The 18,983-nt window shown below is 63.5% G+C and carries 20 protein-coding genes and 2 rRNA genes; 5 read left to right on the plus strand and 17 right to left on the minus strand.

Translation table 11 applies throughout. The features are described 5' to 3' along the window. Positions 1-47: 47 nt before the first annotated feature. Together H3H36_RS10630 and pyrE are read right to left on the minus strand one after the other, a co-directional pair. Positions 48-428 carry a DUF4279 domain-containing protein gene (locus H3H36_RS10630; protein WP_229219850.1) on the minus strand — a complete coding sequence of 127 codons (381 nt, stop codon included), beginning with the start codon at positions 426-428 and terminating at the stop codon, positions 48-50. 107 nt (positions 429-535) lie between these two features. Further along, the gene (gene pyrE / locus H3H36_RS10635) at positions 536-1,222 is read right to left on the minus strand and encodes an orotate phosphoribosyltransferase (protein ID WP_182217151.1); all 687 of its coding nucleotides are present in this window, start codon (positions 1,220-1,222) and stop codon (positions 536-538) included. 260 nt (positions 1,223-1,482) lie between these two features. Between pyrE and H3H36_RS10640 the strand changes: the two genes are divergently transcribed. Further along, complete coding sequence (locus tag H3H36_RS10640) at positions 1,483-2,253, plus strand: exodeoxyribonuclease III (protein ID WP_182217153.1); 771 nt, start codon at positions 1,483-1,485, stop codon at positions 2,251-2,253. Between the two features lie 57 nt (positions 2,254-2,310). Here the strand turns inward: H3H36_RS10640 and H3H36_RS10645 are convergent, their stop codons facing one another. From H3H36_RS10645 to H3H36_RS10705, 13 genes are all read right to left on the minus strand, one after another. Continuing rightward, positions 2,311-3,219 carry a pseudouridine synthase gene (locus tag H3H36_RS10645; protein ID WP_229219851.1) on the minus strand — a complete coding sequence of 303 codons (909 nt, stop codon included), beginning with the start codon at positions 3,217-3,219 and terminating at the stop codon, positions 2,311-2,313. 1 nt (position 3,220) lies between these two features. Next, on the minus strand, positions 3,221-4,108 hold the full coding sequence (locus H3H36_RS10650; protein ID WP_182217155.1) for a M48 family metallopeptidase: 888 nt from the start codon (positions 4,106-4,108) through the stop codon (positions 3,221-3,223). Then, complete coding sequence (locus H3H36_RS10655) at positions 4,089-5,375, minus strand: AmpG family muropeptide MFS transporter (RefSeq protein ID WP_182217158.1); 1,287 nt, start codon at positions 5,373-5,375, stop codon at positions 4,089-4,091. The genes H3H36_RS10650 and H3H36_RS10655 overlap by 20 nt, the downstream gene beginning before the upstream one ends. Then, positions 5,375-5,986, minus strand: a complete 612-nt coding sequence (gene metW / locus H3H36_RS10660; RefSeq protein ID WP_182217161.1) for a methionine biosynthesis protein MetW — start codon at positions 5,984-5,986, stop codon at positions 5,375-5,377. Before metW ends, H3H36_RS10655 begins: the two co-directional genes overlap by 1 nt. Next, the gene (gene metX, locus H3H36_RS10665; RefSeq protein ID WP_182217163.1) at positions 5,983-7,173 is read right to left on the minus strand and encodes a homoserine O-succinyltransferase MetX; all 1,191 of its coding nucleotides are present in this window, start codon (positions 7,171-7,173) and stop codon (positions 5,983-5,985) included. The genes metW and metX overlap by 4 nt, the downstream gene beginning before the upstream one ends. Positions 7,174-7,283: 110 nt before the next feature. After that, positions 7,284-9,023 (minus strand): phosphoenolpyruvate--protein phosphotransferase, encoded by a 1,740-nt coding sequence (ptsP, locus tag H3H36_RS10670; protein WP_182217165.1) that lies wholly within the window; start codon positions 9,021-9,023, stop codon positions 7,284-7,286. A 44-nt stretch (positions 9,024-9,067) separates the two neighbouring features. Then, positions 9,068-9,337, minus strand: coding sequence for an HPr family phosphocarrier protein (locus H3H36_RS10675; protein WP_182217168.1), 270 nt, complete (start codon positions 9,335-9,337; stop codon positions 9,068-9,070). Positions 9,338-9,421: 84 nt separating this feature from the next. After that, positions 9,422-9,829 (minus strand): PTS sugar transporter subunit IIA, encoded by a 408-nt coding sequence (locus tag H3H36_RS10680; protein ID WP_182217171.1) that lies wholly within the window; start codon positions 9,827-9,829, stop codon positions 9,422-9,424. Positions 9,830-9,898: 69 nt separating this feature from the next. Next, positions 9,899-10,846, minus strand: coding sequence for a glutathione synthase (gshB, locus tag H3H36_RS10685; protein ID WP_182217173.1), 948 nt, complete (start codon positions 10,844-10,846; stop codon positions 9,899-9,901). A gap of 79 nt (positions 10,847-10,925) precedes the next feature. Beyond that, positions 10,926-12,227, minus strand: a complete 1,302-nt coding sequence (gene gshA / locus H3H36_RS10690; RefSeq protein WP_182217175.1) for a glutamate--cysteine ligase — start codon at positions 12,225-12,227, stop codon at positions 10,926-10,928. A gap of 185 nt (positions 12,228-12,412) precedes the next feature. Then, the gene (locus tag H3H36_RS10695; protein ID WP_182217178.1) at positions 12,413-13,963 is read right to left on the minus strand and encodes an ammonium transporter; all 1,551 of its coding nucleotides are present in this window, start codon (positions 13,961-13,963) and stop codon (positions 12,413-12,415) included. An 11-nt stretch (positions 13,964-13,974) separates the two neighbouring features. After that, positions 13,975-14,313: a P-II family nitrogen regulator gene (locus H3H36_RS10700; protein ID WP_182217180.1), complete on the minus strand. Its 339-nt coding sequence runs from the start codon at positions 14,311-14,313 to the stop codon at positions 13,975-13,977. An 11-nt stretch (positions 14,314-14,324) separates the two neighbouring features. After that, complete coding sequence (locus H3H36_RS10705) at positions 14,325-15,083, minus strand: TorF family putative porin (RefSeq protein ID WP_182217182.1); 759 nt, start codon at positions 15,081-15,083, stop codon at positions 14,325-14,327. 266 nt (positions 15,084-15,349) lie between these two features. On the opposite strand from H3H36_RS10705, the gene H3H36_RS10710 reads away from it, so the two are divergent. The 4 genes from H3H36_RS10710 (at position 15,350) to H3H36_RS10725 (ending at position 18,412) form a co-directional block, all read left to right on the plus strand. After that, the gene (locus tag H3H36_RS10710) at positions 15,350-15,595 is read left to right on the plus strand and encodes an accessory factor UbiK family protein (protein WP_182217184.1); all 246 of its coding nucleotides are present in this window, start codon (positions 15,350-15,352) and stop codon (positions 15,593-15,595) included. A 203-nt stretch (positions 15,596-15,798) separates the two neighbouring features. After that, on the plus strand, positions 15,799-17,310 hold the full coding sequence (locus tag H3H36_RS10715) for a YifB family Mg chelatase-like AAA ATPase (protein ID WP_182217187.1): 1,512 nt from the start codon (positions 15,799-15,801) through the stop codon (positions 17,308-17,310). Between the two features lie 50 nt (positions 17,311-17,360). Beyond that, a complete protein-coding gene (locus H3H36_RS10720) occupies positions 17,361-17,906 on the plus strand; it encodes a hypothetical protein (RefSeq protein WP_182217189.1) in 546 nt (181 codons plus the stop codon). 161 nt (positions 17,907-18,067) lie between these two features. Then, on the plus strand, positions 18,068-18,412 hold the full coding sequence (locus H3H36_RS10725; protein ID WP_182217191.1) for a DUF1840 domain-containing protein: 345 nt from the start codon (positions 18,068-18,070) through the stop codon (positions 18,410-18,412). A gap of 134 nt (positions 18,413-18,546) precedes the next feature. Here H3H36_RS10725 and rrf read toward each other — a convergent pair. After that, positions 18,547-18,659, minus strand: a 5S ribosomal RNA gene (gene rrf, locus H3H36_RS10730). A 132-nt stretch (positions 18,660-18,791) separates the two neighbouring features. After that, positions 18,792-18,983: ribosomal RNA gene (locus H3H36_RS10735) — 23S ribosomal RNA — on the minus strand; the annotation flags it as partial.

An 18,983-nucleotide genomic window follows, 5' to 3' on the forward strand; every position in this document is an offset into this window, starting at 1 on the left:
AACCGTTAGCTTAACGCAATTTCCGGGGCGCGGCGAGCGCCCGCCCGTCACTGCGTGGCGATACTGAGTGAAATACCCATGTCAACCAACAGCCGCAAGTCCGACAGCTCGAAATCGAGGCTGGGCACGACCGTTTCGCCGTCCGTGTGGCTGATGGCGATGCGCAGCTCGGCCGCCACGTCGGACCGTTCGAAGTGGATGCCGCGCGCCGAGCATTCGGCCAGGTAGGAACGGATCTGGCGCAGCAGCACGTCGGGGTCCTGGTGGGTGGCCACGCCCAGGTAAAAGCCGGAATCGATGCGCGCCCGGCCATCGGGGCGGGGATCGCCCTTGCTCCAGGTATGGTCGGGCTCAGTGGGCAGGCCGTCGCGGATGTCCGCCAGACCCTCAGCGTCGCCATGCACTTTTAAAGTCGCGATGTTCATCATTCAGCCTTTATTTCCTCGGCCAGGGCCGATAAGCGATACGCCTGCGGACTACGATTGAATGTTACGCCAAAGCAATTTCAAAGTCTACGCAGCGACGCTGCGCGGCATCAAGCGCCGGCCGCTACCCCGTAGCGTGCCCGGTAGGCGGCCACGGCGTCCTTGTACTGCTGCAGCTGGGGATCGGCGCCCGCGCCGTTCAGGTAGCTGAACAGGTCATCGAGGTTGCCGATCGAGATGACGGGGATGTTGTACGTCTGGCTCACTTCCTGCACGGCCGAATGGGCCGACAGCGCGCCATCCTTGCCCGAGCGTTCCATGCGGTCCAGCGCGATCAGCACGGCGCACGGTTCGGCGCCGGCAGCGCGGATCATGTCCACCGATTCGCGCACCGAGGTGCCGGCCGAGATCACGTCATCGATGATGACCACCTTGCCGTGCAGCTTGGCGCCGACGATGGTGCCGCCTTCGCCGTGGTCCTTGGCTTCCTTGCGGTTGAACGCGAACGAGGTGTTGCGGCCCTTGCCAGCCAGCGCCACGGCCGTGGCCGAGGCCAGCGTGATGCCCTTGTAGGCGGGGCCGAACAGCATGTCGAACTCCACGCCCGAGTCGAGCAGGGTCTGGGCGTAGAACTGGGCCAGCTGGGCCAGCGTGGCGCCGTCGTGGAACAGGCCGGCGTTGAAGAAGTACGGCGACTGGCGTCCTGCCTTGGTGGTGAACTCACCAAAGCGCAGCACGCCGGTGGCGACGGAAAAGGCGATAAATTCTTGCCGGAGGTTGCTGGTAGTGTTGCTCATATTGCCTCGTGTCGTAAAAGTGCCTGTATTTTAATCTGCGCGCACCGGCTGGACAATCAAAGCCGGCCGCGCCGGCCAGACTGTGGCGGCAAGGCACGCGGCGGGCCGGCCAAACGATGGCAAAATGATAGCGAAGTGATGGCAATACGGGCGCCGCCCGCCGTCCGCCGGCGCGGGCGGCCACGCGAACAAGGCCGCCCAAAACACGCTACACTGGCGGCTTTTCCTCTTGGGCATAGCCCGCCACGCCACGTATTCCCATGCCAAAAATTATCTCCGCCAATTTGAACGGCATCCGTTCCGCCGCCTCCAAGGGCTTTTTCACCTGGATGGCCGCGCAGGACGCCGATTTCGTCTGCGTCCAGGAACTCAAGGCGCAGCAAGCCGACATGACGCCTGAATTCCTCAATCCGGGCGGCTACCATGGCCATTTCCACTACGCCGAGAAGAAAGGCTATTCCGGCACCGGCGTCTACAGCAAGGTCGAGCCGGACCGCGTGCTGATCGGCTTTGGCAGCCCGGAATTCGACGCCGAAGGCCGCTACGTGCGCTGCGACTTCGGCCAGCTGACCATCATTTCCGTCTACTGCCCGTCCGGCTCGTCCGGCCCCGAGCGCCAGGAGGCGAAGTTCCGTTTCATGGACCTGTTCCTGCCGCACCTGGCGGCGCTGCGCGCCGAAGGGCGCGAAGTGGTGATCTGCGGCGACTGGAACATCGCCCACCACGAGATCGACTTGAAGAACTGGAAGGGCAACAAGAAGAACTCCGGCTTCCTGCCCGAGGAACGGGCCTGGATGACCCGCATCTTCGACGAGGTGGGCTACGTGGACGTGCACCGTGGCCTCGACAAGCGCGAGGAACAGTACACGTGGTGGAGTAACCGTGGCCAGGCCTGGGCCAAGAACGTGGGGTGGCGTATCGACTACCACGTGGCCACGCCCGGCATCGCGGCCCAGGCGCATACCGTGGCCATCTACAAGGATGAGCGCTTCTCCGACCACGCCCCGCTGACCATCGAGTACGCGGCCTGAGCGGCCGCCCCGCCAGCGCCAGCAGCGCGCCGGCTGCGGCATCCGCGGCGCGCGCGCCTACAGCGTGCGCCGGCTGAAGAACTGGCGCCGCTCGCCCGTGAACGGATCGTCGAACGCGATCGCGCGCGCCAGCAGTTTCAAGGGCTGTGACACATCGTCCTGCTTGCAGGGCAGCGCCACCGGATAGAACGCGTCGTTGACGATGGGGACACCCAGCGCCGCCATGTGCACCCGCAGCTGGTGCTTGCGGCCCGTGTGCGGACGCAGGCGGTACAGCGTGGCGTCGGCCCGGTGCTCGATCACGTCGATCACGGTTTCCGAATTGGGTTCGCCCGCCTCCTCCTTCATCACGAAGAATTTCTCGCCATCGACCATGCGGCTGCGGTAGGTGAACGGGAAGTCGTAGCCGGCCAGTGGCGCTGCCAGCGCCTCGTATTCCTTGGCGATGGCGCGCTTCTGGAACAGCGACTGGTAGGCGCCGCGCGTGACCTGGCGGCACGAGAAGATCACCACGCCGGCCGTCTCGCGGTCGAGCCGGTGGATGGGCGTGAGCTCTTCCATTCTCAGCTTCTTCTTCAACCGCACCAGCAGCGATTCATGCAAAAACCGCCCGGTCGGGATCATCGGTACGAAGTGCGGCTTGTCCACCACCAGCAAATCGTCGTCCTGGAACAGGATCTCCTCGTGGAACGGGATCGGCGTCTCCGTTTCGAGCTCGCGGTAGTAGAAGATACGGATGCCGCGCCGGTAAGGGCTGTGCGGCAGCAGCGGCGTGCCGCTGGCGTCCACCACCCCGCCCTTCTCCATGCGCGTGCGCCAGTCCTCTTTTGTCACGGCCGGAAAACGCTCGGCCATGAAGGTCAGCATGTCCGGCCAGTCGCCGCCCTGCAGCCACAAGTAGCTGGGCATGACGCCGTCGCGCATGGGCAGCGGCGGCTTGCCGTGCTTGTGTGCGTTGGCCGCCATGTCAGCGCCGGCTGATGGCCATCGAGTGATACGGCGGCAGCGCGTCCGGGTCCAACCCGCGCGCGCGTGCGAACACGGGCAGCACCAGCGGCATGTTGCGGTTCATGTCATCGATGCGCGAACTGCCGCTGGGGTGGGTGGACAGGAATTCCAGCGGCTGGCCCTGGTTCAACTGGCTCATCTTGGTCCACAAGGCCACGCCCGCGCGCGGGTCGTAGCCGGCGCGCGCGGCCAGGTCCAGGCCCACCTGGTCGGCCTCGCTCTCGTCCTCGCGCGAGAACTTGAGCACCGCCAGTTGCGTGACGGCGTTGGCGCCGGCGTCCGTCAGGCGCTGGTCCACGCCCAGCCAGGCCGACAGGCCGATGCTGGCCACGCGGCCGAACAGGTTGGCCGTGGTGGCCTTGCCGGCCTGCTCGCGGCCATGCTCGCGCAGCGCGTGGCCGATCTCGTGGCCCATCACGATGGCCACTTCGTCGTCCGTCAGATTGAGCTTGGTGAGGATGCCGCTGTAGAAGGCGATACGCCCGCCCGGCATGCAGAACGCGTTCACGGTGGCCGAATTGAGCAGGTTCACTTCCCACTTCCAGTTGGCCGCGTCCGGGTTCCAGCGCGTGGTGAACGGGATCAGGCGGCGCGCGATGGCGCGCAGGCGGATCACTTGCGGGTGGTTGTCCGGCATCAGCGCCTGCTTTTGCTGCGCCTGCCCCAGCAACTGCGCGTACTGCTGGCGCGACTGCTGGTCCACCTGCTGCTGGTCTTCGAAATTGCGGAATTTCGACATCGGCTTGACGGGGATGCCGTCCGAATAATTTTGCGTCGATGCCATCGGCGCGGCGGCCAGTCCGGCCACCAGCGCCAGCGCCAGTGCGCTACGTTTGAGGGTGTTCATGAGGTGCGTTCCATGGTGCGATTTTCGGCAGCATCATCATGGCAGGAAACGCAAGCACAAAGCACACGATAAAGAACGTGAACCAGCCCGTTTCGGCCACGATGAAGCCGACCGAGGAATTAATAAAGGTGCGCGGCACAGCGGCAAGGCTGGAAAACAGCGCGTATTGGGTAGCAGTGTAACGCGGATCGGTGGAACGCGAGATAAACGCCACCAGTGCGGCCGCGCCCAGCCCCGTGCTGGCGAACGCTTCGAAGCCATACACGGCGCTCAGCAGCACCGGATTGGCGCCCACCTGCGCCAGCCACGCGAAGCCCAGAATCGCCAGCGCCTGCAGCACGCCGAACACCCACAACGCGCGGTTGATGCCCAGCTTGACCATCCACACGCCGCCCACCACGCCGCCGGCCAGGCTGGCCCACCAGCCGGTGGCGTTGGCCGCCAGGCCGATCTGCCTGGTGCTGAAGCCGATATCGAGGAAGAACTTGGTCGACAAGGCCGTGGCCATGCTGTCGCCAAGTTTGTATAGCAGCACGAAGGCGATGATCATGAAGGCCTTGTTCCAGCCGTCGCGCCGCACGAATTCGCGGAACGGCAGCACAATGGCTTGCTGCATATTGCGCGGCGGCTCGCCATACACGGCCGGCTCCTTGACCAGCAGCGTGCAGGCCAACCCTGGCAGCATGAAGGCGGCCACGATCCAGAATACGGTCTGCCACGGCATGCTGTCGGCCAGCACCAGCCCCAGCGCGCTGGGCACCAGGCTGGCGGCCTTGTAGGCGTTGACGATGACGGCCGCGCCCAGCCCCTGCTCGGCATCGCTCAGCGATTCGCGCCGGAACGCGTCGATCACCACGTCCTGGCTGGCCGACAGGAAGGCCACGCCCGCCACGAACACGGCGATCAGGCCCAGCTGGGTTTTCGGGTCCAGCATACCCATCGCGCCCATGGTCACGAACAGCAGCAGCTGGGTGAGCGCCATCCAGCCGCGGCGCCGGCCCAGCGGGCCCAGGCTGTAGCGGTCCATGAACGGCGCCCACAGGAACTTGAAGGTGTAGGGCGAGGTGACCAGCGCGAACAGGCCCAGCGCCTTGACGTCCAGGCCCGACGTGGCCAGCCAGGCCTGCATCAGGTAGATCAGCGTGTACAGCGGCAGCCCGGAGCTAAAGCCCAGAAACAAAATGGCCACGGTGCGGCCATTCAGGTAGGTGCGCCAGCTGGTCGCGGGTGCGGCCGGCTGGGGTGCCACGGGCTCCGGCGCCGCCATCAGGCCAGGGCCTTTTTACGCAGCCGGAACACGGCCAGGTCGCCGCGCAGGTTGGGCAGCACGGACACCTGCTCGCCGGCCGCCAGCGCCACGCATTCGAGTACTTCCAGCCCGCATTCCTCGGCCAGTTCGCGGAAATCGTTGATGGTGGCGCAGCGCACGTTGGGCGTGTCATACCACTGGTAGGGCAGCGACTTGGAGACCGGCATGCGGCCCTTGAGCAGCGCCACCCGGTGCGGCCAGTAGGCGAAGTTGGGGAAGGAGACGATGGCTTCGCGCCCCACCCGCACGATGTCGCGCAGCAGCGGCTCCACGTGCTTCATCATCTGCAGCGAGGACAGGCACAGCACCGTGTCGAACGAATTGTCGGCGAACAGGCCCAGGCCTTTTTCCATATCCTGCTGGATCACGCACACGCCGCGCCGGGTGCTGTCGAGCACCTTGTCGTCGGCGATCTCGATGCCGTAGCCGCTGCACTGGCGGTCGCTCTGCAGGTAGTCGAGCATGACGCCGTCGCCGCAGCCCACGTCCAGCACGTGCGACTGCTTCGGTACCCAGTGGGCGATGAAGGCGAGGTCGGGACGGGCGCTGCTTAACTGTTCAAAATTCATGCGTACTCCTTGTTGCTGCTCGCGGGCGCCGCCTGCGCGGGCGCGCCCAGCTCTTTCCACACCTGCTCGTAGTAAGCCCGCACCAGGTTCATGTAGCGCGGGTCTTCCAGCAGGAAGGCGTCATGGCCGTGCGGTGCGTCGATTTCGGCGTAGGTGACGGGACGGCGGTTGCGCACCAGCGCCTGCACGATCTCCTGGCTGCGCGCGGGGGAGAAACGCCAGTCGGTGGTGAAGGACGCCAGCAGGAACTTGGCCTTGGTGCCGGCCAGGGTCTTGGCCAGGTCGCCGCCGTGGGCGCGCGCCGGGTCGAAATAATCGAGCGCCTTGGTGATCAGCAGGTAGGTGTTGGCATCAAAGTATTCGCTGAACTTGTCGCCCTGGTAGCGCAGGTAGGATTCGATCTCGAAATCGACGCCGAAGCCGAACTTGTAGTTGCCGTCGCCGTTCTGGGATACGTCGCGCAGCTTGCGGCCGAACTTCTCGGCCATGTCGTCGTCCGACAGGTAGGTGATGTGGCCGACCATGCGCGCCACGCGCAGGCCGTTACGCGGCACCACGCCGTGCTCGTAGAAGTCGCCGCCGTGGTAGTCCGGGTCGGACAGGATGGCCTGGCGCGCCACGTCATTGAACGCGATGTTCTGGGCCGACAGCTTGGGCGTGGAGGCGATCACCACGCAATGGCGCAGCCGGTCCGGGTACATGATGCTCCAGGCCAGCGCCTGCATGCCGCCCAGCGAGCCGCCCATGACGGCGGCGAACTGCTGAATGCCCAGCCGGTCGGCCAGCAGCGCCTGCGACGCTACCCAGTCCTCCACCGTCACCACGGGGAAGGCCGCGCCATACGGCTTGCCGGTGGCCGGGTTGGTGTGCATGGGGCCCGTGGAGCCGAAGCAGGAGCCGAGATTGTTGATGCCGATGACGAAGAACTTGTCGGTGTCGAGCGGCTTGCCCGGTCCCACCATGTTGTCCCACCAGCCGGTGCTTTTCGGCTTGCCCTCGTATTCGCCGGCCACGTGGTGCGAGGCGTTCAGGGCGTGGCAGACCAGCACCGCGTTCGACTTGTCGTCGTTCAGGGTGCCGTAGGTTTCGTACATCAGCGTGTAGTCTTGCAGCGTGGCGCCGCTTTGCAGCGCCAGCGGCTGCGAAAAATGCATGGTTTGCGGCGACACGTATCCAATGGATGGCATGTGTTTTTTGGTTGTCTAGGGGGCGGCCCCACGGGCCAGATAATCAATGCGGAACCGCGAGGGTGGGTTCCGCAGGCTTGCCAGCAATGCAGATTGTACCGCGATGATGGTTACATCAGCTGCAATTGCTGGACCGCGTCGGCGATGGCATCCGGCTCCATCGACCGCATGATCTTGCGCGTCTGGGGCGCCAGCCGCGCCAGGTCGCTGTTCAGGATCTCCTGCTTGACCGACAACAGCTGCGCCGGGTGCATGGAGAATTCGCGCAGGCCCATGCCCAGCAGCAGGCGGGTGAGCTTGACGTCGCCCGCCATCTCGCCGCACACGGCCACGTCGATGCCAGCCTTGTGGCCGGCCGCGATGGTCATGGCGATCAGCTGCAGCACCGCCGGATGCAGGGGATTGTAAAGGTGTGCCACCTCATAATCAACCCGGTCGATGGCCAGCGTGTACTGGATCAGGTCATTGGTGCCGATCGAGAGGAAGTCCATGCGCTTGACGAACATGGGCAGCGCCAGTGCGGCGGCCGGGATCTCGATCATGGCCCCCACCTGCACCGTCTCGTCGAACTTGACGCCCTCTTCGCGCAGTTCGGCCTTGGCCTGGGCGATCATGGCCAGCGACTGGTCGATCTCGAACGCGTGCGCCAGCATGGGGATCAAAATGCGCACCTTGCCGAACGCAGAGGCGCGCAGGATGGCGCGCAGCTGCGCCAGGAACAGCTGCGGCTCGGCCAGGCAGTAGCGGATCGCGCGCAGGCCCAGCGCCGGGTTGAGGGCCGTGTGCTCGGTCTGGTCGAGCGGCTTGTCGGCGCCGATGTCGAGCGTGCGGATGGTGACGGGACGGCCCTTCATGGCCACCACGGCCCGCTTGTACTGCTCGAACTGCTCGTCTTCGGACGGGATGCGGCTGTTGCGGCCCATGAACAGGAATTCGGAGCGGAACAGGCCCACGCCGTTGGCGCCGGCCTCCATGGCGGCCGCGCAATCGTCGGGCAGCTCGATGTTGGCCAGCAGCGTGATGGGCGTGCCATCCTTGGTGACGGCCGGGGTTTTCTTGAGCTTGTTGAGCTTCTTGCGGGCCCGCTGCAGCGCGTTCTGGCGCTCGCGGTACTGCTCCAGCACCAGCGCGCTGGGGTTGACGATGACCACCCCGGCGTCGCCGTCGATGATGATCCAGTCGTCCTGGGCCACCAGGGTGGAGGCCTGCGACATGCCGACGGCGGCCGGAATGTCGAGGCTGCGCGCGACGATGGCCGTGTGCGAGTTCTGGCCGCCCACGTCGGTGACGAAACCGATGAAGGAGCGGTCGCGAAACTGCAGCATGTCGGCCGGCGAGATATCGTGCGCGACGACGATCATCTGGGCCTGGTATTCGCCGTCGCCGACGGCGGCCAGCGGCTGGGCACTGCCCATCAGCACCTTGAGCACGCGCTCGGCCACTTGCTGGATGTCGGCCTTGCGCTCGCGCAGGTAGGGGTCCTCGATCTCGTCGAACTGGGCCGACAACTCGTCGATCTGGGTCAACAGCGCCCACTCGGCGTTGTAGTGGCGGGTGCGGATGATGTCGAGCGGCGCTTCCGAGATCATCGGGTCCGACAGGATCAGCGCGTGCACGTCGATGAAGGCGCCCAGTTCCGTGGGCGCGTCCTTGGGCAGGTCCAGCCACAGGGTTTGCAGTTCCTTGTGCACGGCCACCAGCGCCTGCTGCAATCGCTGCACCTCGGCCTCCAGGTGCTCCTCGGCCACCAGGTAATGCTTGACGTCGAGCGCGGCCGCCGCCAGCAGGTGGGCCCGGCCGATCGCGATACCGCGCGATACGGGAATGCCATGTAGCGTGAAAGATGCCATGGGTGAACCTGTCGGGATACGTTGACGGCCGGGTTCCGCGGGCATTACTCGCCTTCGCCGAACTTGTCGTTGACCAGCGCGGTCAGCGCCGTGATGCATTCCTGTTCATCGGGGCCGTCGGCCTCCAGCGTAACTTTGGCGCCCTTGCCGGCGGCCAGCATCATCACGCCCATGATGGACTTGGCGTTGATGCGGCGGGCATTGCGGGTCAGCCAGACGTCGCTTTGATATTTTGCTGCCAGTTGGGTAAATTTGGCGGAAGCACGCGCATGTAAACCAAGCTTGTTGATAATCTCAAGTTCTTGTTGAATCATATTTTTCTATTCTCAATCAGGAATGCGCACTGCAAACAAGGCCGCCACCAGCCACAGCGGCGGCCACACTAAGAACCGGACCCGTTAGTTGGGGCCCAGCCGGATCCGGTTGTCGACCCGCACGGCGCCGCTTTGCGCGCCGGCCAGGGCCATTTCCACCACCACGTCCAGCGTATCGCGGCGGTAGGTGATGGCCCGCAGCAGCATCGGCAGGCTGATACCCGCGATCACCTCCACCCGGCCGGCGTCGGCCAGCTTGTTGCAGCAGTTGGCCGGGGTGCCGCCCTTGATGTCGGTAATCACCAGCACGCCGTCGCCGTCGTCGAGCCGGGCGATGGCCGCCGCCGCCAGGGCCTGCACTTCGGCCAGGTCCTGGTCCGCCACCACGTCGATCGCTTCCAGCCGTTCCGTCGGGCCGCGAAAAACGTGGGCGCAGGCAGCGATGAACGCCTGCCCGAGCGGCGCGTGTGTCATAAGCAGTATGCCTACCATAAGATTAAACCGCCAGTGAACGGCGCCGCTTTACAACGGCTGCCGTGTATTTTTTTTCAATTCGGGACTTCATGCCTGGGCCGCGCCCTGCTCCACCGCGTCGATGAACATGGCCGCCACGTTAAAGCCGGTCTGCTGGGTGATCTCCTGGAAGCAGGTGGGGCTGGTGACGTTCACTTCGGTCAGGTAGTCGCCAATCACATCCAATCCTACCAGCAACAGGCCACGGCTGGCCAATACGGGGCCCAGGGTCTCGGCGATCTCGCGGTCGCGCTCGCTCAGCGGACGGGCCACGCCGGTGCCGCCGGCGGCCAGGTTGCCGCGCACTTCGCCGGCCTGCGGGATGCGCGCCAGCGCGTAGGGCACGGGCTTGCCGTTGATGACGAGGATGCGCTTGTCGCCGTTGACGATCTCGGGAATGTAGCGCTGCGCCATGATGGTGCGGCGGCCGTTGTCGGTCAGCGTCTCGATGATGGAGCCCAGGTTCATGCCGTCGGCCTGGACCCGGAACACGCCGGCGCCGCCCATGCCGTCGAGCGGCTTGAGGATCACGTCGCCGTGGTGGGCCTGGAACGCGCGCAGGCGCGCCTCGCTGGACGTGACCAGGGTTGGCGCCGTGAACTGGCTGAACTGGGCGATGGCCAGCTTTTCATTGTGGTTGCGGATCGCGTCGGGCCGGTTGAATACGCGCGCGCCCTGGCGCTCGGCCAATTCCAGCAGGTAGGTGCCGTAGATGTACTCCATGTCGAACGGCGGATCCTTGCGCTGGATGACGGCGTCGAACTCGGTCAGGGCCGCCTCGTGGTGCGGCTCGAGCCGGTACCAGTCGTGGGCGTCGCCGGTGAGGATGACGCGGGCCGCGTTGGCGTACACGATGCCGCCGTCGAGCGCCATGTCCTTCTGCTCGAACGCGTAGACGGCGTGGCCGCGCGCGGCCGCTTCCACCATCATGGCGTAGGTCGAATCCTTGTAGGTCTTGAAGCTGGCCAGGGGATCGGCGAGGAATGCGATTTTCATGGACGTTTCCATTCTGGGTAATGCCTGATTTTAGCCGACAAGCGGGCCCGGCCGTGCGAGCCGGCCCCGCTCGGTCCGGTCAATACACTTCCGGGTTCGGATCGGTACGCTCCATTTCCAGCGAGGCGGCCAGCAGCGCCAGCCGCGCCACCACGCCGTACACGTAGAAGCGGTTGGGCGCGGCCGTGCCGGGCTTGGCCTTCAGGTCGGGCACGGCATGCTGCTGGGCGAACGCCAGCGGCACATATTCCGAGCCGGGCGCGTTCAGGTTCTGGTCCACGCCCTTTTCGGCGTGCACACGGTAGAAGCCGCCCACCACGTAGCGGTCTATCATGTAGACCACCGGCTCGGCCACGGCATCCTTGATGCTCTCGAAGGTGGGCACGCCCTCCTGGATGATGACGTCGGTGACGGCCTTGCCGTCCTTGACGACGGACAGCCGTTCGCGCTGCTGGGGCGTGAGCTGCTTGATCTCGGCCGAGTCCTTGATGGTCAGGATGCCGGTGCCGTAAGTGCCCGCGTCGGGCTTGACGATCACGAACGGCTTCTGCTCCTTCATGCCGTATTCCTTGTACTTCTTCTTGATCTTGGCCAGCAGCGTGTCGATGTTGGCGATCAGGCAATCTTCGCCCTCGCCCGTCTGGAAGTTCACCTGGCCGCACTTGGCGTGGAAGGGATTGAGCATCCAGGGATCGACGCCGATCAGCTTGCCGAATTTCTTGGCCACTTCGTCGTAGGCGTCGAAGTGGTTGCTCTTGCGGCGCAGGGCCCAGCCCGCGTGCAGCGGCGGCAACAGGCTTTGCTCGTGGATGTTCTGCAAAATGTCGGGGATGCCGGCCGACAGGTCGTTATTGAGCAGGATGGTGCACGGGTCGAAATCCTTCAGGCCCAGGCGGCGGCCGTTGGGCGAGCGCACCAGCGGCTCGACCACCAGCATATTGCCGTCAGGCAGAGCCAGCGGCGTGGGCTGGGTCACGTCCGGCGACAAGGAACCGAGCCGCACATGCAGGCCGGTCTGGCGGAAGATCTGCATCAGGCGCGCCACGTTCTGCCAATAGTGGGGGCTGCGCGCCTTCACTTCCGGGATCAACAGCAGGTTGCGGGCATCCGGGCAGTATTTGTCGATGGCGGCCATGGCGGCCTGCACGGACAGGGGCAGCATCTCGGTGGCCAGGTTGTTGAAGCCGCCGGGGAACAGGTTGGTGTCGACGGGGGCCAGCTTGTAGCCGGCGTTGCGCAAGTCCACCGAGCAATAGAACGGCGGCGTATGCTCCTGCCATTCGAGACGGAACCAGCGCTCGATGGCGGGCGTGGCGGCCAGGATTTTTTCTTCGAGATCGAGCAGCGGTCCGGTCAGGGCCGTAACAAGATGGGGAACCATGATCACTTCCTTAATTGATGCGGGAGGACGACCCTCCAGACATGCTGAACCGCCTATATTACCGTGCAACTATACCAAATCGGGGCAATATTGCCTTTTTAAACCCCCAATAACAAAAAAAGGCGCCTCTTGCGAAGGCGCCTTGTTGTGGCCCGCCAGCGGCGGGCCGGATGCGATGCTGCGGATCAGCTGTGGTAAGCCGATTCGCCGTGGCTGGTGATGTCCAGGCCTTCGCGTTCCTCTTCTTCCGGCACACGCAGACCGATGACGATATCGACCAGCTTGTAGGCGATGACGGACACCACGGCCGACCAGATGACGGTGGTGCCGACGGCCGTGGCCTGGGTGGTCACCTGACCGACGATGGAGTAAGCATCGGTCGACATCTTGTTGGTGACATAGTCGAAGATGCCCTGGCCGCCCAGCGAAGGTGCAGCGAACACGCCGGTCAGCAGGGCGCCCATGATGCCGCCCACGCCGTGCACGCCAAACACGTCCAGCGAGTCGTCGGCGCCGATCAGGCGCTTGAGGCCGTTCACGCCCCACAGGCAGACCACACCGGCCAGCAGGCCCATGATCAGCGCGCCCATCGGACCGACGTAACCGCAGGCCGGGGTGATGGCCACCAGGCCGGCCACGGCGCCGGAGGCGGCGCCCAGCATGGAAGGCTTACCCTTGTGGATCCATTCACCGAACAGCCAGGACATGGCGGCGGCGGCGGTGGCCAGCAGGGTGTTGATGAAGGCCAGCGCGGCCACATCGCCCGATTCCAGCGCGGAACCGGCATTGAAACCGAACCAGCCCACCCACAGCAGCGAAGCGCCGATCATGGTCATGGTCAGCGAGTGCGGCGCCATCGATTCGCGGCCGTAGCCGACGCGCTTGCCGATCATGATGGCACCAACCAGGCCAGCGACGGCGGCGTTGATGTGCACCACGGTGCCGCCGGCGAAGTCCAGCGCGCCCTTCTGCCACAGCCAGCCAGCCTTGGCCGTTTCGGTGGCCAGGGTGGCGGCATCCTTGATCGCGTCCGGACCGGTCCAGAACCAGACCATGTGGGCCACCGGCAGGTAGGCGAACACGAACCACAGCACGACGAAGGCCAGCACAGCCTTGAACTTGGCGCGCTCGGCGAAGGCGCCAATGATCAGGCCGCAGGTGATGGCGGCGAAGGTGCCCTGGAAGGCGACATACACGAATTCATTCAGAACCACACCCTTGCTGAAGGTGGCGGCCGTCGAGAACGTGGCTTTGACGGGGTCCCAGATACCATTCAGGAACAGACGGTCGAACTTGCCGTAGAAGGCGTTGCCTTCCGTGAAGGCCAGCGAGTAGCCGAACACGCACCACAGCACAATGATCAGCGAGAAGATCGTGAACACTTGCAGCAGGATGGACAGCATGTTCTTGGTGCGCACCAGGCCGCCGTAGAACAGGGCCAGGCCGGGGATGCTCATCATGATCACCAGCAAAGTGGACGTCATCATCCAGGCCGTGTCGCCCTTGTTGGGAGTGGGTGCTGGCGCTGCCGCGGCAGCGGGGGCGGCTGCGGCCTCCGGCGCCGGGGCGGCGGCCGGGGCGCTGGCGGCGGGCGCGGAAGCGGCCGGGGCGCTGGCGGCAGGCGCCGAGGCCGCGGCCGATGCTTGCGTCTCGTCAGCGGCCACGGCCGGCAGTGCGGCGCCCAGGGCGAACAGCACGGTCAACCCGGCCAGCCACGTTGTTATCGTTTTTTTCATTCATCTTCCCCTTAGAGAGCGTCGTTACCGGTTTCGCCGGTACGGATACGGATCACCTGTTCCAGGTTGTACACAAAAATCTTGCCGTCACCGATCTTGCCGGTGCGGGCGGCGCCTTCGATGGCCTCGATCGCCTGGTCGACGACAGCGTCATCGACGGCCGCTTCGATCTTGGTCTTGGGCAGGAAATCGACCACGTATTCGGCGCCACGGTAGAGTTCCGTGTGGCCTTTCTGGCGGCCGAAGCCTTTCACTTCCGTGACGGTGATGCCTTGCACGTTAATCGCCGACAAGGCCTCGCGGACCTCGTCCAGCTTGAACGGCTTGATGATGGCGGTAATCAGTTTCATGACAGCCTCGCTTAGAAGGTTTTCGTGATGGTCAGGACCGCGCCGGTCTTGGCCAGGTTCTTGCCGTTGGGAGCGATATACGCTTCCGTGTCGGCGTAGATGGCGGCTAGCGAGACGGAGGCGAAACCGAAGTCCTTGGTCACGCCAATCTTGTAGTCGCTGTAGCTGGAGGCGCCATTGTTCTTCACGTTCTGGTGGCCCACGTGCAGGTTCAGGTTGTAGCCGTCATACACCTCATAGTTGAAGGCCGCGTCCAGGTAGCCGCTGTTCTTGCTGTCGGTGAAGCCGAACAGGTTGGTGGTCGAGTGCGAATACTTGAGCGAGAACGGGCCGGCACTGAGCTGGCCATACAGTTCGAAGGTGTTGGCGTTCGGGTGCAGGCCGTTCGATGGATAGAAGTAATACAGGCCACCGACATCGTAGGAAATATCCTTGGTCACTTCGCCGCGCTTGCCGCCGTAGATGTCCCACTCGACATCGCCGCTGCCGCCGGCGTCCTTGGTCCATTTGATCGTCGACAACCAGGTGCCGGCGTAGAATCCGGTCGGGTTGTGGGTATAATCCGCACCGCCCTGCAGCGCAGGATTCAGGCGCGACTGCGAAATGCCGCGGTAACGGTAATCGCTGGCCAGGCCGACGTTGTAGCTGATTTCGTTGTCCGGCTTGGCCTCAGGTTTCGCATCTTCCGCGCGCGCCACGCCGGCGCCCAGGGAGGCGAATGCTACAGTCAACGCAGCGGCAAGAGTGAGCTTCTTGGTAAGGCATTTCATAACGATTTCCTTTAGGTTGAACTTGGATAGCGGTTGCGGTTTACAATTCAGGCTGAAAAACAAACGTTCTCCCTGTCTTTAGCAGAATGCGTGCCAGCTTGCGTTGGATCAAAGTACGCTATGAAAGAGGCAAGTGTGTGCCGCTTGCCGGGGCGGCGGACGGAATCCGCGCGCGGGCCAGGGAAACTCTCACAGAATTCGCACCATCTTAAAGCCGGGGTGCACTGCAATGGTGCGATGCATCGCCGGCAACATCAAGGACTATCATGGACATGAATACTTTTTTTAATGACTTGCAAAGCAAGATCAATCAGGCGATCGAGAATTCGCCGGCCAAAGATATCGAAAAGAACGTCAAATCGATGATGACCCAGGGTTTCGCCCGGCTGGACCTGGTGACGCGCGAGGAATTCGACATCCAGGCCCAGGTACTGGCCAAGACGCGCGCCAAGCTCGAAGCACTGGAGGCGCGCATTGCCGAACTGGAAGCGCGCTTGACGGCCGAAAAATAATTCCCCCACCGGCCGGCTGTTCACGCCGGCCCCCATCGGGCACCGGCCCCCCGCCATCGGCACATCCGGCCGCCTGGCCCCAACGGCTTCCGCGCCCCCATCACACGCTTGCGACACCCGTCTCCCTTGGGCCAGCTCAATATCGCGCCGCCATATCGTCCTACGATTTCAGCAGTCCATCTTCCCTCGACCCAAGGATACCGATGAGCTTAGCTGTGCTGAAAAGCCGGGCGCTGGCCGGCATGGAAGCGCCGGAAGTGAATGTGGAAGTGCATCTGGCCAACGGCCTGCCCTCTTTTACCATCGTCGGCCTGCCGGAAACGGAGGTCAAGGAAGCGCGCGACCGGGTGCGCGCCGCGATCCAGAACAGCGGCTTCGAGATGCCGGCCTACCGCATCACCGTCAACCTGGCGCCGGCTGACCTGCCCAAGGAATCGGGCCGCTTCGACTTGCCGATCGCGCTGGGCATCCTGGCCGCCTCGCGCCAGATGCCGGCCAACCGCTTGCAGCACTATGAATTTGCGGGCGAGTTGTCGTTGTCGGGCGAGTTACGGCCGATCCGGGGCGCGCTGGCCATGTCCTACGCCATGCTGCGCGGCGGCAACCGCTACGCCTTCATCCTGCCCCAGGCCAACGCCAACGAAGCGGCGCTGGCGGGCGGCACCGTCATTCATCCGGCGCTGACGCTGCTACAAGTATGCGCGCACTTTTCATCGACCGAGGCGACGGCGACATTGCCCAGGCATGTGGCGCAGATCCCCGAAGTCGGCCGCGATTACCTCGACTTCGCCGACGTTAAGGGGCAAAGCGTGGCGAAACGGGTCCTGGAAATCGCGGCCGCCGGCTGCCACAGCGTGTTATTGGTGGGGCCGCCCGGCGCGGGCAAGACTATGCTGGCCAACCGCTTCCCCGGACTGTTACCGGGCATGTCCGATGCCGAGGCACTGGAAGCGGCGACGGTACAATCGATCACGGGAGAATTCCGGGCCGAGCAGTGGAAACAGCGGCCTTTTCGGGCGCCCCATCACACATCGTCCGGCATCGCGCTGGTGGGCGGTGGCAGCGTGCCACGGCCCGGCGAAATTTCGCTGGCTCACCGCGGGGTGTTGTTTCTTGACGAATTGCCGGAGTTCGACCGCCGCGTCCTGGAAGTATTGCGGGAACCGATGGAATCGGGCCGCATCACGATTTCCCGTGCAGCCCGCCAGGCTGATTTCCCTGCCAGCTTCCAACTGATCGCTGCCATGAATCCTTGCCCGTGCGGCTACCTCGGGCATCCGGCCGGCACCTGCCATTGCCCGCCGGACGCCATCAGCCGTTACCAGAACCGCATTTCCGGGCCGTTGCTGGATCGTATAGACATGCAAATCGACGTCGGACCGGTGGAGGCGGAAGTGCTGGCAGCCGAGGTCGACGGAGAAGCGTCTGCCACCATCAAGGCCAGGGTGGAGCGCGCCTATCAACGCCAATTACGGCGCCAGAACAAGAGCAACCAACAACTGACAACGCGCGAGATCGACCAGTTCTGCAAGCTCGACCGCGCCTCCGAACTGCGGCTACGCACCTCCATGAAGCATTTCCACTGGTCGGGACGGGCTTATCACCGCGTGCTGCGGGTGGCGCGCACCATTGCGGATCTCGCCGGCAGCGAGGCCATCCGCAACGAACACGTTGGCGAAGCCATCCAGTACCGGCACGTGCTGCGCCCAGGCTGAAAGCCAGTTGGCGATTGCCTGGGCACCATCGCCCCTGCTACCATCGGACCATGCGAAAACTCTCCCTTCCCCTTCTCCTGACGACGCTGCTGGCAGCGGGTATGCTTGCCGCCTGCAGTCCCAAGTATGACTGGCGCGATTACCGTAGCGCCGACGCACCGTATGCAGTACTGTTCCCTGGCAAGCCGGCCAGCCAGACCCGCACCATCAACCTGGACGGCCAGGAAGTGAGCATGACGATGACGGCGGCGGAAGTGGACGGCGTCTCGTTCGCCGTCGGCAGCGCCAGGCTGGCCGACGCGTCCAAGGCGCCGGCAGCGTTGGCGGCCATGAAAACGGCGCTGGTCAACAATATTGGCGCGGCCATCGTGTCAGACAAGACTACCGCCACCTCATCCGGCATGGGCGGCCTGTCCGGACAGCAAACGATGGTGGAAGTGGAAGCAAAAGGAGCGCACAATGGCGAGGCGACGTTACTGATCGGTCATTTCATCGCCAAGGACAATCGGATTTACCAGGTGATCATCATGGGTGCGGAAAAACATGTCGTTCGCGACACGGTTGACACCTTCATGAGCTCCTTTAAACTGAACTAACAACTAAACGCGGGGAGAAACAATGATGAATAGTCTTGCAAAATCCGCCTCGCTGCCGGATGTTTGCCTGACCGGGAGTGGTTTGTCGGGACGTTGACGTCAATGTATGCGAACGGACAAGTCATGTTATCGTTATAAACAACAAGACTCGGAAAGTGCTTATGCTGATCACATTCAAATCCAAATCGTTGCCAGAAGTAATGATGTATCAGGAACATGCACAGCGCATCCTCGACCTGTTACACAAAAATCCCACCCGCGGGGTGATTACGGCGGCCGAAGCTGCCCAAGCATTATCTGTCCTGGAACACGAGGTCGCGCTGAGCAAACTCCACCCGGAAGTGGATGCCGAGCATGAGGTTCATACGCCCGAGCAAGAAGAGAGTGGAGACCTGCCCGAAAATAAGCTGAACTTGCGCGTCGGTTTTGCGGCACGGGCCTTCCCGCTATTGGAAATGCTGCGCAGTGCCAAGCAAGAAGGCCAGGACATCATCTGGGGAGTCTGACTGCCGACTACGTCGGCAAGCAAGACAAGAAGCGCTTCGTCATGAAGCGCTTTTTTTATGTCCGTAAAATCGAACGGGACAGACGAAAAAAAACCCCGCCAACACATGTCAGCGGGGTTTTTTCATAATAACTAGCTTGACGATAACCTACTTTCACACTGGTTGCAGCACTATCATCGGCGCAGAGTTGTTTCACGGTCCTGTTCGGGATGGGAAGGGGTGGGACCAACTTGCTATGGTCATCAAGCTTTGACTTGTACGAGTAGTCGCTCCCAATCGGGCAGCGTTACTCAGAATCTGGAAGAAGTAATTGGGTAATGAAGTTGTATCAACGAACGTTACAACGCACTTCTCATTCACCACAACCTGCTAAGGTTATAGGGACAAGCCGTACGGGCAATTAGTATCAGTTAGCTTAATGCATTACTGCACTTCCACACCTGACCTATCAACGTCCTGGTCTCGAACGACCCTTCAAGGAGCTCAAGGCTCCGGGAAATCTCATCTTAAGGCAAGTTTCCCGCTTAGATGCTTTCAGCGGTTATCTCTTCCGAACTTAGCTACCCGGCAA

The sequence above is a fragment of the Rugamonas fusca genome (genome assembly GCF_014042365.1).
Lineage (GTDB): Bacteria > Pseudomonadota > Gammaproteobacteria > Burkholderiales > Burkholderiaceae_D > Rugamonas > Rugamonas fusca.

What these genes read in the sequence shown, in the direction of transcription:
- H3H36_RS10630 (WP_229219850.1), bottom strand. Translation starts at nt 428, where the DNA reads ATGATGAACATCGCGACTTTAAAAGTGCATGGCGACGCTGAGGGTCTG.
- pyrE (WP_182217151.1), bottom strand. Translation starts at nt 1,222, where the DNA reads ATGAGCAACACTACCAGCAACCTCCGGCAAGAATTTATCGCCTTTTCC.
- H3H36_RS10640 (WP_182217153.1), top strand. Translation starts at nt 1,483, where the DNA reads ATGCCAAAAATTATCTCCGCCAATTTGAACGGCATCCGTTCCGCCGCC.
- H3H36_RS10645 (WP_229219851.1), bottom strand. Translation starts at nt 3,219, where the DNA reads ATGGCGGCCAACGCACACAAGCACGGCAAGCCGCCGCTGCCCATGCGC.
- H3H36_RS10650 (WP_182217155.1), bottom strand. Translation starts at nt 4,108, where the DNA reads ATGAACACCCTCAAACGTAGCGCACTGGCGCTGGCGCTGGTGGCCGGA.
- H3H36_RS10655 (WP_182217158.1), bottom strand. Translation starts at nt 5,375, where the DNA reads ATGGCGGCGCCGGAGCCCGTGGCACCCCAGCCGGCCGCACCCGCGACC.
- metW (WP_182217161.1), bottom strand. Translation starts at nt 5,986, where the DNA reads ATGAATTTTGAACAGTTAAGCAGCGCCCGTCCCGACCTCGCCTTCATC.
- metX (WP_182217163.1), bottom strand. Translation starts at nt 7,173, where the DNA reads ATGCCATCCATTGGATACGTGTCGCCGCAAACCATGCATTTTTCGCAG.
- ptsP (WP_182217165.1), bottom strand. Translation starts at nt 9,023, where the DNA reads ATGGCATCTTTCACGCTACATGGCATTCCCGTATCGCGCGGTATCGCG.
- H3H36_RS10675 (WP_182217168.1), bottom strand. Translation starts at nt 9,337, where the DNA reads ATGATTCAACAAGAACTTGAGATTATCAACAAGCTTGGTTTACATGCG.
- H3H36_RS10680 (WP_182217171.1), bottom strand. Translation starts at nt 9,829, where the DNA reads ATGGTAGGCATACTGCTTATGACACACGCGCCGCTCGGGCAGGCGTTC.
- gshB (WP_182217173.1), bottom strand. Translation starts at nt 10,846, where the DNA reads ATGAAAATCGCATTCCTCGCCGATCCCCTGGCCAGCTTCAAGACCTAC.
- gshA (WP_182217175.1), bottom strand. Translation starts at nt 12,227, where the DNA reads ATGGTTCCCCATCTTGTTACGGCCCTGACCGGACCGCTGCTCGATCTC.
- H3H36_RS10695 (WP_182217178.1), bottom strand. Translation starts at nt 13,963, where the DNA reads ATGAAAAAAACGATAACAACGTGGCTGGCCGGGTTGACCGTGCTGTTC.
- H3H36_RS10700 (WP_182217180.1), bottom strand. Translation starts at nt 14,313, where the DNA reads ATGAAACTGATTACCGCCATCATCAAGCCGTTCAAGCTGGACGAGGTC.
- H3H36_RS10705 (WP_182217182.1), bottom strand. Translation starts at nt 15,083, where the DNA reads ATGAAATGCCTTACCAAGAAGCTCACTCTTGCCGCTGCGTTGACTGTA.
- H3H36_RS10710 (WP_182217184.1), top strand. Translation starts at nt 15,350, where the DNA reads ATGGACATGAATACTTTTTTTAATGACTTGCAAAGCAAGATCAATCAG.
- H3H36_RS10715 (WP_182217187.1), top strand. Translation starts at nt 15,799, where the DNA reads ATGAGCTTAGCTGTGCTGAAAAGCCGGGCGCTGGCCGGCATGGAAGCG.
- H3H36_RS10720 (WP_182217189.1), top strand. Translation starts at nt 17,361, where the DNA reads ATGCGAAAACTCTCCCTTCCCCTTCTCCTGACGACGCTGCTGGCAGCG.
- H3H36_RS10725 (WP_182217191.1), top strand. Translation starts at nt 18,068, where the DNA reads ATGCTGATCACATTCAAATCCAAATCGTTGCCAGAAGTAATGATGTAT.